The sequence below is a fragment of the Parabacteroides timonensis genome, from assembly GCF_900128505.1.
In the GTDB taxonomy this organism is placed as follows: Bacteria; Bacteroidota; Bacteroidia; order Bacteroidales; family Tannerellaceae; genus Parabacteroides; species Parabacteroides timonensis.
In genome coordinates this window covers 3,016,844-3,032,179 of sequence record NZ_LT669941.1, presented here as the reverse complement: position 1 = coordinate 3,032,179, position 15,336 = coordinate 3,016,844, and the positions used below count along the sequence as shown (strand labels likewise).

Annotated in this window: 9 protein-coding genes and 1 pseudogene; 4 read left to right on the top strand and 6 right to left on the bottom strand. The window is 41.9% G+C overall.

What is annotated here, in order from left to right; genetic code table 11:
* Positions 1–20: 20 nt before the first annotated feature.
* From BQ7394_RS19815 to BQ7394_RS19790, 6 genes are all read right to left on the bottom strand, one after another.
* Positions 21–1,172, bottom strand: a complete 1,152-nt coding sequence (locus tag BQ7394_RS19815) for a Rid family hydrolase (RefSeq protein ID WP_075558976.1) — start codon at positions 1,170–1,172, stop codon at positions 21–23.
* 18 nt (positions 1,173–1,190) lie between these two features.
* Positions 1,191–1,913: a hypothetical protein gene (locus tag BQ7394_RS19810; protein ID WP_075558975.1), complete on the bottom strand. Its 723-nt coding sequence runs from the start codon at positions 1,911–1,913 to the stop codon at positions 1,191–1,193.
* A 19-nt stretch (positions 1,914–1,932) separates the two neighbouring features.
* Complete coding sequence (locus tag BQ7394_RS19805) at positions 1,933–3,174, bottom strand: porin (protein WP_075558974.1); 1,242 nt, start codon at positions 3,172–3,174, stop codon at positions 1,933–1,935.
* A gap of 14 nt (positions 3,175–3,188) precedes the next feature.
* Positions 3,189–4,601 (bottom strand): di-heme oxidoredictase family protein, encoded by a 1,413-nt coding sequence (locus tag BQ7394_RS19800; protein ID WP_075558973.1) that lies wholly within the window; start codon positions 4,599–4,601, stop codon positions 3,189–3,191.
* 94 nt (positions 4,602–4,695) lie between these two features.
* A complete protein-coding gene (locus tag BQ7394_RS19795; RefSeq protein WP_075558972.1) occupies positions 4,696–5,850 on the bottom strand; it encodes an imelysin family protein in 1,155 nt (384 codons plus the stop codon).
* 19 nt (positions 5,851–5,869) lie between these two features.
* Positions 5,870–7,210 carry a hypothetical protein gene (locus BQ7394_RS19790; RefSeq protein WP_075558971.1) on the bottom strand — a complete coding sequence of 447 codons (1,341 nt, stop codon included), beginning with the start codon at positions 7,208–7,210 and terminating at the stop codon, positions 5,870–5,872.
* Positions 7,211–8,073: 863 nt separating this feature from the next.
* Between BQ7394_RS19790 and BQ7394_RS19785 the strand changes: the two genes are divergently transcribed.
* The 4 genes and pseudogenes from BQ7394_RS19785 (at position 8,074) to BQ7394_RS19775 (ending at position 15,117) form a co-directional block, all read left to right on the top strand.
* On the top strand, positions 8,074–8,310 hold the full coding sequence (locus tag BQ7394_RS19785; protein ID WP_075558970.1) for a DUF4248 domain-containing protein: 237 nt from the start codon (positions 8,074–8,076) through the stop codon (positions 8,308–8,310).
* Between the two features lie 25 nt (positions 8,311–8,335).
* A pseudogene (locus BQ7394_RS26500) lies at positions 8,336–8,818 on the top strand (BT4734/BF3469 family protein); the annotation flags it as partial.
* 321 nt (positions 8,819–9,139) lie between these two features.
* A complete protein-coding gene (locus BQ7394_RS19780) occupies positions 9,140–10,693 on the top strand; it encodes a DUF3987 domain-containing protein (protein WP_235848843.1) in 1,554 nt (517 codons plus the stop codon).
* 494 nt (positions 10,694–11,187) lie between these two features.
* Positions 11,188–15,117, top strand: coding sequence for a DUF6383 domain-containing protein (locus BQ7394_RS19775; protein WP_075558968.1), 3,930 nt, complete (start codon positions 11,188–11,190; stop codon positions 15,115–15,117).
* Positions 15,118–15,336 lie beyond the last annotated feature (219 nt).

Sequence of the window (15,336 nt, the reverse complement as noted above, 5' to 3'; positions counted from 1 at the left end):
TTGTATTTATGGTGTTTCATTTATAAACAGGGGTATTGCGGAAGGTCTGCCGGAATAACGGCGATACATTCCGTTTCAATCAACCATCCCGGACGACATACCGGTGCCAGTACGATCAGGTGCGGCATATCCGGGTGATGGGTACGGATATAGCGGTTCACTTCCTCGTAATCTGCCGGGTCGCGGAGATAGACGATAGCCTGCATGATATCGGCTACGGAAGCTCCGGCCTCCTGCAACAGGACACTGATGTTTTCCATCATCCGTTCAGTCTGTTTCAATATATCTCCGGGGTGAACGATCTCTCCCCGGTTGTCGATACTGGCTGTTCCCGACAGGAATATCTGTTTCCTGTCGCCGTACGAAACGGCTGTGCCCCGTTCAAAAGTGACGCCATATTCATAGGTCGGATTTAAATGGGTAGGGGCATAGAGGAATTGTATCTGTTCCGGTAGCAGACCGTCTACTGTATAGGAATCCATCTGCACCAGCACTTCCGGGTCGGCGTGACGGCCTTCTATCCCGGTACTGGTTATATAATGTGTTTTCTCCGTCAGGTTCTGGGTGATGAAAACTTCCTTGCGGGCTTTTACGACACCTGCATAGTTTACATCTACGTTTTGTACGAAGAACCAGGTACGGATGCAGTCGGCAGCCAGCGTACAATGCTGTTCGGTCAGTTGCAACACATAATCGTTCAATAACAGGCGGGTCTGGTATTCAGAGGTGGCCGCCTTGTTGTGTGCACCGCCGGTCCAGAGGTGGCGATACTTATTATGAGATGCTTCGAACATACCGGAATTGTAGGTTTCCGTAGTCATATCGGTTTGCATATAAGCCCATAGTGCTATTTTAGTACCGTTTAGCGGAGCTTGTTGTACAATCGATAATGCACAAAACGGGTTTTCGCATTCCCGTTCCATCAACCGTTCCGTCTGATTCGCTGCATCACTCAGGAAATACCGGCGGAATATAGCGACGGCTTTACCGGCTTCTTCTTTTGTTACTGTTTCGTATGCTTTTTGTAATTTATCCAGCTGTTCTGTAAACGGCAATGAAGGGGTGGTAACGGAAAATAGTATATGATATTCCGTTACCCCTCCCTTGCCTTCAAAAGAACAAATTTGAGCGTGTATGGTGTTGTTCTCGTATGTCTTTTTTGTAATTATCATGTGAGATCGTTTTAGTTATTATTCTTTTGCGCCTTCTTCAATCCAACTTTCCATCAAAGAAATATATTCAGGCATGGAAGCAAATATATCCGAATGGTCATATTTGTCAAGGATATCATTACTTAGAACATCCATGACAAAACTATCGTCCGGCTCTCCGGGTTTAACAAATACTTTATTCTCTTTGGATAAAGGTGCTATTACGTTTACTAAACTTTTATAACTATTACCTTCTGTTAGATATAATCCGCCTCCGGCTTCTGTACTTCCTCCATGGCAGATAATACAATTGTCATTGAAAATTTGACTTTGTACCCGGTCAAAAGAACTTAAGTTTAATTCTGAAATAGGAATATCTATTTCTTCTTCAGAAATAGTGGACAAATCATACCTGTAAAACTCATAAACCACATTACGTACAGTACCTTTTGTCACCGTACATATTGCGATGTATTTTTCGTCTCCTTTTAATCCTAGTTGTACATTAATTGTTTTTACACTTGCTGTTGGCTCTGGTATAACAGTGGTTGTTATAGGAGTGGTAGCATCGTCTCCAAACCCAGCTAAAACTAAAAGCTCTTTTTGAGGAAAAGCCTTATCTCCTTTGATCTCGATCGATAAATTTGCATATGTTTTATAGTGCTTGATTTCTTCTGGATAAATTTTACCTTCGTCACAAGCACTTAGGCTAAACAGAAGAAGAGATGTAAAGACTATAAAAAGCGAAATATATTTTTTCATCTTATCCCCTTTCTTTTATTTAGAATGTATACTGTAACATGGCTGAGGCATTATGGCGAGCAAGTCCTAAACCATCATTATCACGATCATTTTGTGTTGCATGTCCTGTACGACCCATGTATTGATACATGACTTGGAGTTTCAAATTAGAGTTGAAGAAGTAATAATTGAAACCGACTGACGGAAGGTTGAGTAAGCCACCTTCATCAATGCCGTTGCGATCATATACGTCATAGCGTACAGCTCCTTGCAGTTTGTTAGTGATGAAATAACCTAATTGAGTATAAGCTCCCCAGAAATTATATGCTTTGGATATTTTCTGGCGTTCAGTAAATTTCATATTTAACCAATAACCTTCAACTCCGAAATAGAAGCGGTTTTTAATCCATGCAAATTCTAAACCAGCCCGAAAGTCATTACTACTTTCATCTTCTGCTTCTACATTATAAGAGGTTGATAATGCAATACTCATTTTGTCATCGTGTAAGTTACTTGGATCTCCCTGTGTCGTAGGCATAACTCCTTTTGGCATATAAGCAATACGACCGGCATAGAGTAAAGACATAAGCCAGCGATTGTCATCGCTTGTTGTTTTAGTCGCAGAGTTAACGCCGATACCTGTTCCGTTGAAAATACCGACTTGGTAATTCCATTTCCCGTTTACAAGACCGTGAACCTGTATACCTAAATCAAAACCAGTAGAAAATGTAGGATTTACAGCATTTAGTGAGTGTGGCAATAAAACGGTTGTATTTAGCGATGTAGGTAAGGAAGGAAACAAAGTCTCTCCTAATGTTGTCAAATATCCGTGGCTGAAGGGTGTTTTGAATTTACCGACACGGATTCGGAACGATTCTTTCATAGCTACATCAAACCACGCTTGTTGTAACAAAGCACCACCACTTTGTGCAGCATTTATTGAGAGGTTAAATGTTACTTTACCGAATGCTTTTCCTGTAAATCCCAGGATTGCGTTTGGAATTTCAAATCCGGAATTAGCAACATTGTCAGCATATAGGTTTTCTAACCCTTGATCATCATAATAATTGAATTTACCAGCTACTTGTACTAATGCATACGGTTTAAAAAGAAAGTCTCCAGCTTTTGTGCTAAAAGAAAATCCTTTCTTACCGGCTAGAGAAACAACGTCGTTTTCAACGTATTTGTCATCAATTGATTTATTTTCTGTTTGGGCTATGCCGGAAAAAGTTGTACATAATAATATTCCGGATAATATAGATGTTTTAATAGTTCGTTTCATCTTGAATGAATAATTTATAGTGATTGTATAAATGTAATTAAAGCATTTCTTTCATCTTTTGTCATGCGTGAAAATAGAATGCGTGAAGCTGCGCCTTCTCCATCATGCCACATAATAGCTTCTGTTAGGTTACGAGCACGACCATCATGTAAAAAGTACGTATGGCCGTTAACTATTTCTTGTAAGCCGATTCCCCATAAAGGAGTAGTTCTCCATTCGCATCCCATTGCTAGACCACTGGGATAGTCGTCATCCAGCCCTGGTCCCATATCATGTAGTAAGAAATCTGAATAAGGATGGATCACTTGGCTTCCTAGCCAAGGTAGCTGAGTCCCATTCAAAAGTACAGTGCCTCGTGGTCGCGTGTGTAAAGTCACTGTATGGCAAAGGTGACATTGGGCTTTGTAAAACAATTCTTCTCCCTTTTTCACCGTTTCGTTTGTCACGTTTCTGCGTGCTGGAACTCCCAATGCTTGCATGTATAAGTCTACGTTCTCCATATCACGTGTGGAAACCTGAATGCCATAGTTGGCAAAACCCATCATTTGGCTTTGACCGTGGCTGACTTCCTCCGGATAACGGTCGTTAGTTACTCCTAAATCGGATGAAAAGCCTAATTCGACAGTCAAGTCGGCATGTTGTGCCTTGTTACCTGAAACTCCGATTTGTTTTACCCCGCGTTCTGTAATCCAGTTTAAACGTCCACTGATCCCATATTCCGGATAATTGCTTTGTGCAGCTAATTTTTGTAGTTCGTCTAAATCCAGAGCCATCATTTGACCTAATCCTACGTGGCGAAGCGGTTGGCGAACTGTTACGCGTAAGTCAGACATGGGGATACTGTCTGCATACCAATCCGTGATGGTATAATGTGGAGTAATCAGACTGTATTTTTCTCCATCTGGAAATGAATATTCTTTTTCTGTATAAGTCACCTTTAATTTACCCTCTGGCTTTACTCCATAAATAGCCTGATCGTGTAAAACACGTCCGTAATCAGGGAAAAATCCACCACCTTTTCGTGTGATATAAATAAGCATAGATGAAAAACCGTAACTTCCGGATCCTCCGTCTGTAAATAAACTCGGTTTTGTACGACCTGCTCCTTTATGGCAACTAGCACATGAGTATCCTGCATAAACGGGACCTAGTCCTCCTAATCCTCCTGTTTCATCTGCCCCTCTGGAGTTGTCGTAAAGGTTATTCCCTTGGTTAAAACGGCTATTCAGTTCTCCTGAAACCCATTCGGCTGACATATCATAAGCATCCGGTCCTGTAGAGAAAATAGTGGAATAACCTGCTGACAATTCTTCCTGCTTGGCGAGAGTTCCGTTAGGTTTCCTGATTTGCGTATCATCCAGACCATCTTCACATGCTGTACACACGAGTCCGGTAATCAATAAAACGGATAAAATATTTTGCCTCATAATACGCTCTTTATTGGTTTGTTTTTAACTAGCAAATTCCACTTTCCCTTCAAAAAAGAGAAAAGTGGAATTTTGTGTCTATTTATATTATATATTAATTTGCATCGAGTTTTGTACGAACCGATTTTAAAATATCAACTACTTCTGCACAAGCATCCTGTGCATCTGTTACTTGCGGATATTTTGTTACATCCAAGTGATTACGGAATGGAGCCGGAATATTACGGATAGCAGCAATAGCTGCATTAATCTTTTGTTGTACTTCAGAATCTAATGAAGCATCCACTTTTTTTACTAATGCAGAAAGACTGTTTTCATTGACTTTTCCATCAAGGCTGCCAAAATAACAATTACGTACTCCTTCAATGTTATGAGCGTAATCATCAATAGAATTCCAGCTATACCAAGATTCAACAGAAAGCAAGCCTTTTTCCTGATCTTCTTTATAATAGTTTATAGGATCTCCGATTTTAGCCTCGCCGACTTCATTGGCGATATTTGCCATGCCGCCTTCTTCACTCAAGATAAAAGCTAAGACAGCATTCGGAGAAGAATATCCTTTACCGCCATTATGTTGAATCAATGTTTGTCCGAAAGCTGTTGGAAAATCTTGATCGCCTTCTAGGCCTTCATTCCATGCTTTATAAAGTTCTTCTGTATCACGAAGCAGATCTGAAGTTACAGTAGATAAGTATTTAAGAACATTAGCATTGGTAGGGTCAACATCATCTTGTTGTGTTCCGATAATACGAGCTTGTCCATCATAAAAAATGAGATATTCAGCAGTATGGAAACCTCTTAGCATTTGATTGCTTTCTTCATCTCCTTCGATTGCACCAAAATTACCGGAAGCAATGATTTGGTTGATTCCTTCTTTATCCAAAGGCCAAGTATCCATACCCGGGTCTAGATTCAAGTCTGTGGCTGGACCTCCTAAGAATGCTTCGCTATATTCCCATGGTTCACGTGCGTTTCTCCATGCAGTACAAGCAGCTTCCAAATCGGCTTGTGTACCACTAGCTACATATTTATCAACAGCAGCCTTAAATGTTGTTACATTTTCCAACATTGATTTATAAGTAGGAAGAACAACTCCATTTACATACTGATTGATAGCTGCATCCATTTCTTCGTCTGAAAGAACACCTTGAATGATTTCTTCTCCACCATTGTCTTCACTACAAGCTGTGAAACCAAATGTTACGGCCAATCCTAACATGGCCATAGCTAAAAAATTTCTTTTTTTCATTTTATTTAATTGTGTTAAATTATTTACTAAATATCCATGTAACGTAAGCAACACCTACAGATACCATGTTTTCACTGTTATATTTACCTCCTCCAATTTTGCGATTGGTATAATCAGCTTTTACGACTAAGTTGGGTAAAGCGTAATAATTGACACCGGCCGTCCATGCAGACACTTGCAAACGTTTATCTGCCGTAACTCCTTTTACGGTTTTTTCCATTGGGTTATAATACTCGTAACGAACAAAAGGATAAATACGAGGAGCCTTTTCTCCGAAGAAAGAGCATACATTATAACCAACTTCTCCAGCATAGCTAACTGCTGCTTTAGCGACTGGAGTTCTTGGGTATCCGGTAGATGATGCCAATCTGTTATTTATATTGGTCAAAGCCAAACTTTCTTGAACATTACCGTAAACAAAATTGGTACGCGCTATTAAATTTCTGTTCGGACTGATGTATTGTGCATCAGCTGTGAATATAGTGACCGGAGCATCGATCCATTTACCTGTTTTGGAATTTAAATTTTTATTTGGCTTAGAAGCATTACGGGTTGGTTTTCCATTGTAATAAATGGAGGCTCCAAGACGTAGGCCTTCTACTCCCCAGTAATTTAAGCGACCAACAAAAGCTGGACTGTTGAAATTATCTAATTCGAAAGCTCCCTGTTTTCCTGATGCAATCCAGTTTTCTCTACCGAATCCATTTGCATCCAATCCTGCAACCATCATAGCAGTGTAATCGAATTTACCAAACTGACCGAAAAAAGAGATACCAGTTTCATGCCAAGTTGAAGGTAAAATAGTAGTTTCCCCTTCCGGACGATAAACTCCAAAAAAGTTGATTGGCTCATGGTGCGCATTTGTCAATCCGACAGGAATGATCATATGACCAGCACGGATGTTAAAAGATGGATGAATCAGTTTAGTTATATGGAATTGTTCCAAAGCTACTTCACCGCCTTTTTCTATTTCTGTTTCGTATTCTCCATTTTCTTCATACCATTCTATTTCTCGTGCAACGCCTGTGCCTCCTGCTTCAAATTCAATTTCTGCACCTAAAATCCAGGAAGATGAGAATTTGTAATCGAATGCTAGAACAAATCGAGGAATGGAGACACTACCTCTGTCTTTTTTATAAGAGCCATAAGGTCCAAGTCTGTTTACGTCGTAATCCATATAGCTCGCAGCCATTTCTCCATAACCACCAAATCGGAATTTTTTGTACCCGTCGGCGTAAATAGCAGCGGATCTTTCGGCTGCTGTAGATCCATTTGTTTCTGTTGTTTCATTCCCTTCAGCAAAGGCTGTTGCAGAAGAACTTAATAATGAGATAACCAGTAAATGTGTTAATCTTTTCATTGCCTTTTGAAATTTTTGGCAAAATTAGGGCGGTTGAAAAGTGTGCACAATCGCATATAGTAGGTATAAATAACCTGCTGTTACCTATTTGTAGGTATTGTATGGTATTTTACTGGAAAAATGCTGCAAAATCCCCATTAGTAGTTAGAGATAAGTAAGTTTTACATATATATAGGTATTGCAGGTACTTTTATATGACTTTACTTTTGCATCATCAATTAAGTTTTACTATTAGTATAATCGTCCTGGCCGAAACCGAAATTGTTGATTTTTATGTACACCTATTATTTAAGGTAAATACCCAAATGAAAGGAGTTTTTTATTGGTTATTCCTTTCATATATAAAGATGAGTCATTCTGTGAAGAATGGCTCTTTTTTTGGTTAAAAGAGGAATATAACTCAGAATAGGTAGCCGATGCCTCTCTTTTTACTCAATTATAGGTATTGTGTACTCTTGTGGACAGCCCTATCTTTGCAATGTAAAAAGAAAGTAACACTATTAGTATAATCGCTATATCAAAACCTTTTGCTAATTATGTAAGCATATAAGATGATTAAACGTATGTCGGAATGTTTTTATTGGTTGTTTCCGGCATAAAAAAGGAGCTATCCAGTGAAGGATGGTTCCTTTTTTATTTTGTGCCGGTGCAAGTAAAACGGATTGATGGGTTAATGTAAATATCTGTCGTTTAGAGGATATTTTGTCTGTCCTCCGTATTTTTTGATTTTTAAAGCAGTGAGCGTGATTATGTAAAGTTATGATAATGTTATATTTATTTGATAAATATCTGTCCTAAATCTAACAACGTATTCATATAATTCCTATCTTGTGATATCTTAATATATTAAATAATAGAAGTGTATGGAAGATAAAAAAACGGAACTGTCTCCCTGGAGGAGAGCGTATGGGATAACGGAATTCGCCCAGTTGTATTTTCCCGGCCAGACACCGGTGATTGCCTATAAACGTATGTGGGAATGGATACGTACTTCGCGCGGACTGAAGGCCAAACTGGAAGCCGCCGGGTGGGTGAAGTTCCAGAAACTCTACACGCCGAAGCAAGTCGGCGTATTGATCGAACATTTGGGAGAACCCTGATAGTATTAATTTTAATTGACTTAGTATGAGAGATTCAGTGAATCAAACCGTCGAATGTACCCTGTTCAGAACAGCATTCGACACCACCTCTTACACGCCGGTCACCCTCGGAGGCTATTTCGACGACGTGGTAAGCGGTAAGTACAAGAGATCGGTAGAAAACGTTCGCACCCTGATAGCCGCCGGCAATCAGGAAGGAGCGAAGGCATGTAAAAAGAACCTGCCTCTGTTGGTAGCAGGCGGCCGGATGGTAGGCGGGCGCCGACGTGAACACTTGGTAGACTACTCCGGCTGCGTGGTGGGCGACCTCGACCATGTGTCCGGATCCCCCTCGGAACTGCTTGGTCGTGCCAAAGAACTTCCGTATGTGAAAGCCGGCCATATCAGCCCATCGGGTACGGGCCTAAAGCTCTTCGTCCTGGTAGACAGCGATCTCGAACACCACGCCCAGGCCTTCGACGTAGTGAGCCGCCTGCTCGAAGCCGACCTGCCGGGCGTGAAGGTAGACCCTTCGGGCAAAGACCCCAACCGCGGTTGTTTCGTAAGCTACGACCCGTCGGCCTTTTATAAGGAAGCATCCGAAGTGGTGAACATCCCCGTCGCCCCCGAAAAGGCGGCCGCTTTCTCACAGCCTGAGCCACGTTCGCTGGCCAACTACATCGACAAATTTGAAACCGGCAACCCCTTCTCCGACGGTGGCCGCCACAGCTATGTGGTGAAACTGGCCTCGGCTCTCAACAGTGCCGGCTTCGGCGAAAGCGAAGTAGTGGCCGAATGCCTCTACCGCTACGTTACCCCCGGCTTTAGTGAAAAAAAGATCCTGACCACCGTGTCCGACATTTACCGCCGTTACCGTTCCGCCCACGGTAGCAATCCTTACCGGCAGTCGACAGGGGAGGAGACGAAAAAAAGTATCAAAAGTCTCAAAAATCTCACCCCCATTCCCGAACCGGGACTTTCCGACGAAGGGTCTGCCTTAGGGCCTGATTTTGAACCTGGAGATAGCGATTTTCCGCACTTCGAAAAGAGCCTTTTGACCGACCTTCCGAACCTCCTTGCGGACACATTGAAGCCGGCCGCCGACGATACGGAACACGACCTGATGTTGCTCGCTGCGCTGACCATGACCAGCACCGCACTGCCGGGCGTGACAGGCCTGCTCCGTAAAGAAGTATGTTATGCCCCGTTCTACACCCTTGCGATCGGCCCCTCGGGTAGCGGCAAAGGTTGTGTCAGCCAGGTGCACAAACTGGTGAAGCCCTGGCAGCGGAGAGTGTTCGACAACTCCTTCCGTAAAGTGGAGGAATATAAGGTGAAGAAAGAGGCCTGGGAGCTTTACAAACAGCAGCAACGCCAGTCGAAAGTAAAGAAAACGCCGGGAAATCCACCTGAAAATCCCCAGCCCGTACAGCAGATGCAGCTCCATGTAGGCGGCTATACCACTACGGCACGTTTGATCGAGCAGCTGGAAGCGAACGCTCCCTACGCATCCCTCTTGTTTGAAACCGAACTGGAGTCTGTCAACAACACCATGTCGCAGGACTTTGGTGGCTACGGATATATTCTCAACCAGGCTTTCCACCACGAACGGGTGAGCTGTGCTTCGAAAACCAACGGGACTTTCGTAGCCGAAACCCCGCGTTTGGGAATGTTTGTCACCGGTACGCCCGGCATGTTCTCGCAGCTGGTGCCCTCTACCGAAAGCGGACTTTACAGTCGCCTGCTGATCTACCGGATCGCCGGGGGTAGCGTTTACCGCGGACTGACGGCCTCCGATGATGTTTTTCAGAATGCTTTCTACTTTGACGACCTGGGGGTGAGAATGTTGGAAATAGCCGAATTCCTGGAGAAGTCGCCAACGTTTGTGAGCTTCACCGACTGCCAGCGAAAAAGGCTCGACCGCTACTTCGAACGTGAATATTATAATGTACGCGTATTCGGGAACGAAGATGTCACTTCGGTAGTCTTGCGTCACCGCCTGATAATTTTCCGTATCGCGATGGTGCTGACGGCCTTGCGCAAAGGGGAGGCGCGTGTCGACGAACGCCACCGGAGCATTACCGACAACGACTTCGAAATAGCGTTCCATATCGGAACCGTCTGTCTGCGTCATTCGCTCCTGGTGAGTACGACGATGAAACATAGCGATACCGAGATTCGTTTTAAGGTACCCACAGCCCTGCGCGACCTTTTTGCCTGCATGCCTGACAGGTTTAAAACCGCCGAGCTGTTGGCCGAGGCCGGTGTCCGCCGACTGAGCCGTGCGAGTGTTTTCCGAATGTTGAAAAAGGCGCAGGAGTATGGCTTATTGCTTTCATTAGGAGCGGGTTATTACGAAAAAACGGCGTCGGGTAAGGATATCGCTACTTCGGGAAAGGGGTAGATACTTTTGATACTTTTGATACTTTTTTGATAATAGTATCTTATCTTTATGCTGTTGAAAATGGGTAGTTACCGGTCATTCAACGGGTAGTTACCGGAGCTTCGACGGATAGGCATCCGTTCGAAAACAGGCCATAAGGATCGGGTTTATTAACAAAAATTTAGAACAACCATTCAAGCTATGAATAGCAAGGCGAGAGGTCGAAAAAAGACTGACTAAAAAAAAGGATCGTTTTTTCTCGTCACAAAGGTACTGCATCATTTTTAAATACCAATCATTTCTTCCAATTTTTTTTTCATTCCTATCTTCTTTCTTATCAACAGAATAGCAAAGCGAGTACGAAATAACGACTTTTTGTTATCAAATCAAAAATCCTCGAAAACAGTGACAAGAAAAAACGATCGTTTTAGCTAGTCATTAGGACTATCGAGCCCGTCGAGAAGGGGCTGTGAATGAGTTTTTATAACACTATTATTAATATTAAATTTTAAATTATGAACAAAAAGTTTTCTACGTTAGTGGCTGTCCTTCTGGCAGCCGGTGCTTGGACGACGCTGGATGCTAAGGTGATTGAGGTTTCAACACCAGTAGCTGGTGGTTCTTATTTGGTCGGTACGGGCATTAATGCCGATGGTAGTACTGAGTACACTTTGTTGTTAGGGGCTGATGGAAAAGCAGCCAAAGCTGATAAAGATGCTGTAACTGCAGAATCTCCTGTTTGGAAATTAGTGGAAGCGGACGGAGGTAAGTATAAATTACAGACTGCAGATGGTAAGATTTTTTATGCTGTAAATGGTGAAAGCTCAGCAGCTGGTGGTAAGGTTTTGACTTTGTCAGCCAGTCCTATTGAGAATTCTTTACCTGTTTTGTTTACTATCGAAGGCGATGGTAAGCTAAAGTTGGCAAATGTTGATGAGTTTAGCAACAATACTGATATTACAGGTCAGTTGTACTTAAAGATTGAAGCTTCTCAGTGTTCTCTTGATGCAACAGGTGTTGTTGTCGACTTCGGTGTTTACGCTTCAAACAATGAAAATGCCCTTCCCGGCTTTGATTTGAATGTAAGTGACAACGGTGAAGTTGTTTTGGATGCATTTGATGCGTCTAAAACTTACAATGCTCCTGTTTATTTCCAGACAGAAGATGGTTATCTGACAGTAGCATCTGAAGATGGTAAATTAGTCGTAAAAACATTAAAAGCTGCTCCTACTGCTGCACAATCTTATAATGCATCTTGGATATGGGCAAAAGGAAAGTTGGTTTCTGTTGCTGCTGTTGCTGCAAAAGAAAAAGCGACTCAATTGGCTGTTGCTGATATAGTTACGAGAGCTGCTGGTACTGTGGATTACACATTGGCTGAATCAGGTTCTGACTTTGCTGTAAAAGGTAATGCGATTACTTCTACTGCTTCTACTAACTTAGCTGGAACTGCTCTTTATGCATCAGCAAGTGTAAATACAACTGTTACTCCGGCATCAACTATTGCTGTAACAGGTAGCCAGAATATTGTTGGAGGATCTTATAATCTGGCAACATCAGTTCCTTCCGGCTATTGTGTTGTTACATTGGGTACCAACAAATATTTGAAAGCTGGTGCAACTGCGACTGTTGAAGCAAGTATTTCTGCAAGTGATATTGAAGGTTATAAAAACTTCTTGTGGTCTGTTGCAAAAACAGAACTGAATGGAAAAGTTTTCTATAGCTTCACTAGCTTGGCTAAAGGTACAGATGATAAACCTTATAAATGGACTGTTAGTGGCGAAACTTCATTTGAAGCAAACGAAGCATATGCAGGTCAAGGTATTACTTTGACTGCAGGTGGTAACATGATTCAGATAGATGCAAATACGGATGGTTCTGAAGCTACTGCCGTTATCGGTTTCTACGAATCTTTTGCTTTGGTTCATACACAGGCTAAATTAAATAGCATCCTTAATCCGGGCTTCGAGCTGACTGTTAAGTACGATGAAGACAAAAACAAAGATAAAACGATTGAAAGTGTCGATGTACTGCAGCAAAAAATGTATCCGAAAGGTGCTAGCAACGCTGCAACTACGGTTGAATTGTGGAATAACGAAAAGCTAGACCAAGGTAAAAATGCTAAGAAATTAGTATTGGATACTAAAGGAACTGTAGGTAGTGATGTTGTCGGTGAATTCAAGTGGTTGACTCAGAAAGAAATCGATAAGGCACCAAGTCAGTACTTGTCTGAATTCCAGTTCCAGTATGCTCAAGGTAATCCTGATGTTATCTCTAAATTAGTTGTAGTAGGAAAAGGAAATGTTTCTATCTTGTTCAATGATAACAAATATTATCTGACAACTTCTACCGCTACTGATGCTAAGTTGCCGTATATCAAACTAGGCGGTAGCAATATCTATGGAGTTAAGAACTTGTTAGGACAGTATTTGAATTTCTCTTATGCTGATACAAGAGCAAATGCAAAAGACAATAGCGAAGAGTATAAGTATGCAGGCGTTTTGGCTGTAACTAATGAGGATGGAACAGATCCGGCAGATAATGCTGCGGATTATGTACCTGCAAGTACAGTATTATTGTCTTCTCCGGAAGCACAGTGGGCTGTAATCGCTGCTGATTTGGATAATAATACCTTCACATTACAGAACCGTGAAAGCGGCATTAAGATTGCAAATGTGCAATTGCGTGAAGTAGATGGCGATAAGTTTATTGTTACATCTGATAATACGGCATTCAATGATGACCTTGTAACTTTGAACAAAACAGCTGCAAAAGGTCAGATCAACTTCGACGGTTACATGCAGACAACTGCAAATGTATTGAGAAATGAAAACTTCTATCTGGGTCAGTATCATGCTATCGAAGGAAATAACAATGCTTACTTCGTTGAAAACCATACTGACAAAGCAAGCCATCAGATCGGTATGACTGCAGAAAAGGAAAAAGCTCAGAAATGGAACCTGCGTTTTGCAATGAAAGCGGATAATGAGGGTGAATATACAGAAGTTGATACTGTATTTATTTACACGACATTTGCAACATTGAAAGATGGTAAGATCGTAACTTCAGGTGATGATGCATTGAAAGATACATTGGCTATCCTTCCGTATGCATTCCAGAATGCTTCTAACCGTGAATTTGTTGATTACAAAACAGGTAAAGGCTATGAATTCTATTTCTGTGATCCTGAAAACAAGGATAACGAAGATCAGGATGCTGCTCGTTTCGCTCTGAAGAAGAAACCGAATGACACTTATAACTTCGTAAGAATTGCTCCGGCAGTAGCAGGAACAACTCCTGCCGCAACTCAATTGGATGATAACAAAGTATTTGTTGCCAACAGTGCAGACAAGGGTTCTTTGAAGAATATGCTGACCTATGCTGAAGATCAGAACTCTCTGATGGTCGTTGAAAAAGCTGATGCTCCTGAATATCATAAAATTGCTGCTGCATGGGGAGATACAATCAAGCTGTTCCGTGACGAAAACAATTCACAGGTATTGTATGAAAAACTGGATGCAAAGTCAGTTGTCGAAAATGATTCTTTGAGCTTCCTAAACATTGATAATGTAAATCAGTTCAAGGTAAATCCGGCTATTTTTGCAGATACTGCTTATATCAACCGTGTAGATGTTGACGGTGAACTGAACACTTGCTACCAGTATTTACTGGCTGTAAATGTAGATCCTGAAAAGTCTTACTATTGCCCGTATAACCCGACTCACAACACAGACGAGTGGAGAGATGCTAATGGTGGTCCTTGTGCGGATGCAAAAGAACACAGAGCAGTTGCTGGCCGATTCCTGATCAATCTGATCGATACTGCAAATGTTTATGGTGTAGACCATATCCATAGTAATCCATATATTAATGAAGTTGAAGCAGGTGAAAGCCTTGCCAAACTCTCATTTGTAGAAGGTATTCATGCAGACGATACATTGTATGTAACTCGTAAGGGTGGTGAAGTTGTGAAGATTGCTATGGATTCTCCTGAGTTCAACGTAGCTAAGTTCGCTTTCCGTTATGTGGATAGTGCAGAAAAGATATTCAAAATTCAGACTCAGTGGAAGCCGTATTCTCCGGAAACTGATGTTGACAAAATTGAAAAGGCTGCAACTAACGAAGGTTACCTGAAATGGATCAATGGTACAGTAGTAGTGGTGAATGGTTACGAAAGAGGTGATGTATTTGGTATCGAAGAAAACTACGAAGGTGATCCTGTAGCTAACGAAGATATCACAACTTCTTCAATCAGTGTAATCGCTAAAGAAGGTGCCGTAATTATCAACGGTGCAGCAGGTAAGAAAGTTGCTATCAGTAACGTTCTTGGTCAGACAATTGCTAACGCAGTTCTTTCTTCTGACAACGCTATCATCGCTGCTCCTGCAGGTGTAGTTGTTGTAGCTGTAGAAGGCGAAGCAGCTGTAAAGGCAATCGTAAAATAAGAAACTATTTATAATCAATAAATTTAAATTTGACTGCGCGGTGATATCGGACAAGAATCAACCAATTACCCCGTGAGGGCGAACAAGCGGTCAGTATTAATACTAAAGTAATGAAATAAAGTTCTTCTGTTCGACCTCTGTGAAGAGTAACAACAGACAAAACAAAGCCCCGACAGGAACTCCTGCCGGGGCTTTCTGTGTTAAGTACGGGAACGAATG

Excerpts from the sequence above, each read along its gene's own strand:
- BQ7394_RS19785 (WP_075558970.1), top strand. The coding sequence starts at position 8,074 with ATGGAAGATAAAAAAACGGAACTGTCTCCCTGGAGGAGAGCGTATGGG.
- BQ7394_RS19800 (WP_075558973.1), bottom strand. The coding sequence starts at position 4,601 with ATGAGGCAAAATATTTTATCCGTTTTATTGATTACCGGACTCGTGTGT.
- BQ7394_RS19795 (WP_075558972.1), bottom strand. The coding sequence starts at position 5,850 with ATGAAAAAAAGAAATTTTTTAGCTATGGCCATGTTAGGATTGGCCGTA.
- BQ7394_RS19790 (WP_075558971.1), bottom strand. The coding sequence starts at position 7,210 with ATGAAAAGATTAACACATTTACTGGTTATCTCATTATTAAGTTCTTCT.
- BQ7394_RS19775 (WP_075558968.1), top strand. The coding sequence starts at position 11,188 with ATGAACAAAAAGTTTTCTACGTTAGTGGCTGTCCTTCTGGCAGCCGGT.
- BQ7394_RS19815 (WP_075558976.1), bottom strand. The coding sequence starts at position 1,172 with ATGATAATTACAAAAAAGACATACGAGAACAACACCATACACGCTCAA.
- BQ7394_RS19805 (WP_075558974.1), bottom strand. The coding sequence starts at position 3,174 with ATGAAACGAACTATTAAAACATCTATATTATCCGGAATATTATTATGT.
- BQ7394_RS19810 (WP_075558975.1), bottom strand. The coding sequence starts at position 1,913 with ATGAAAAAATATATTTCGCTTTTTATAGTCTTTACATCTCTTCTTCTG.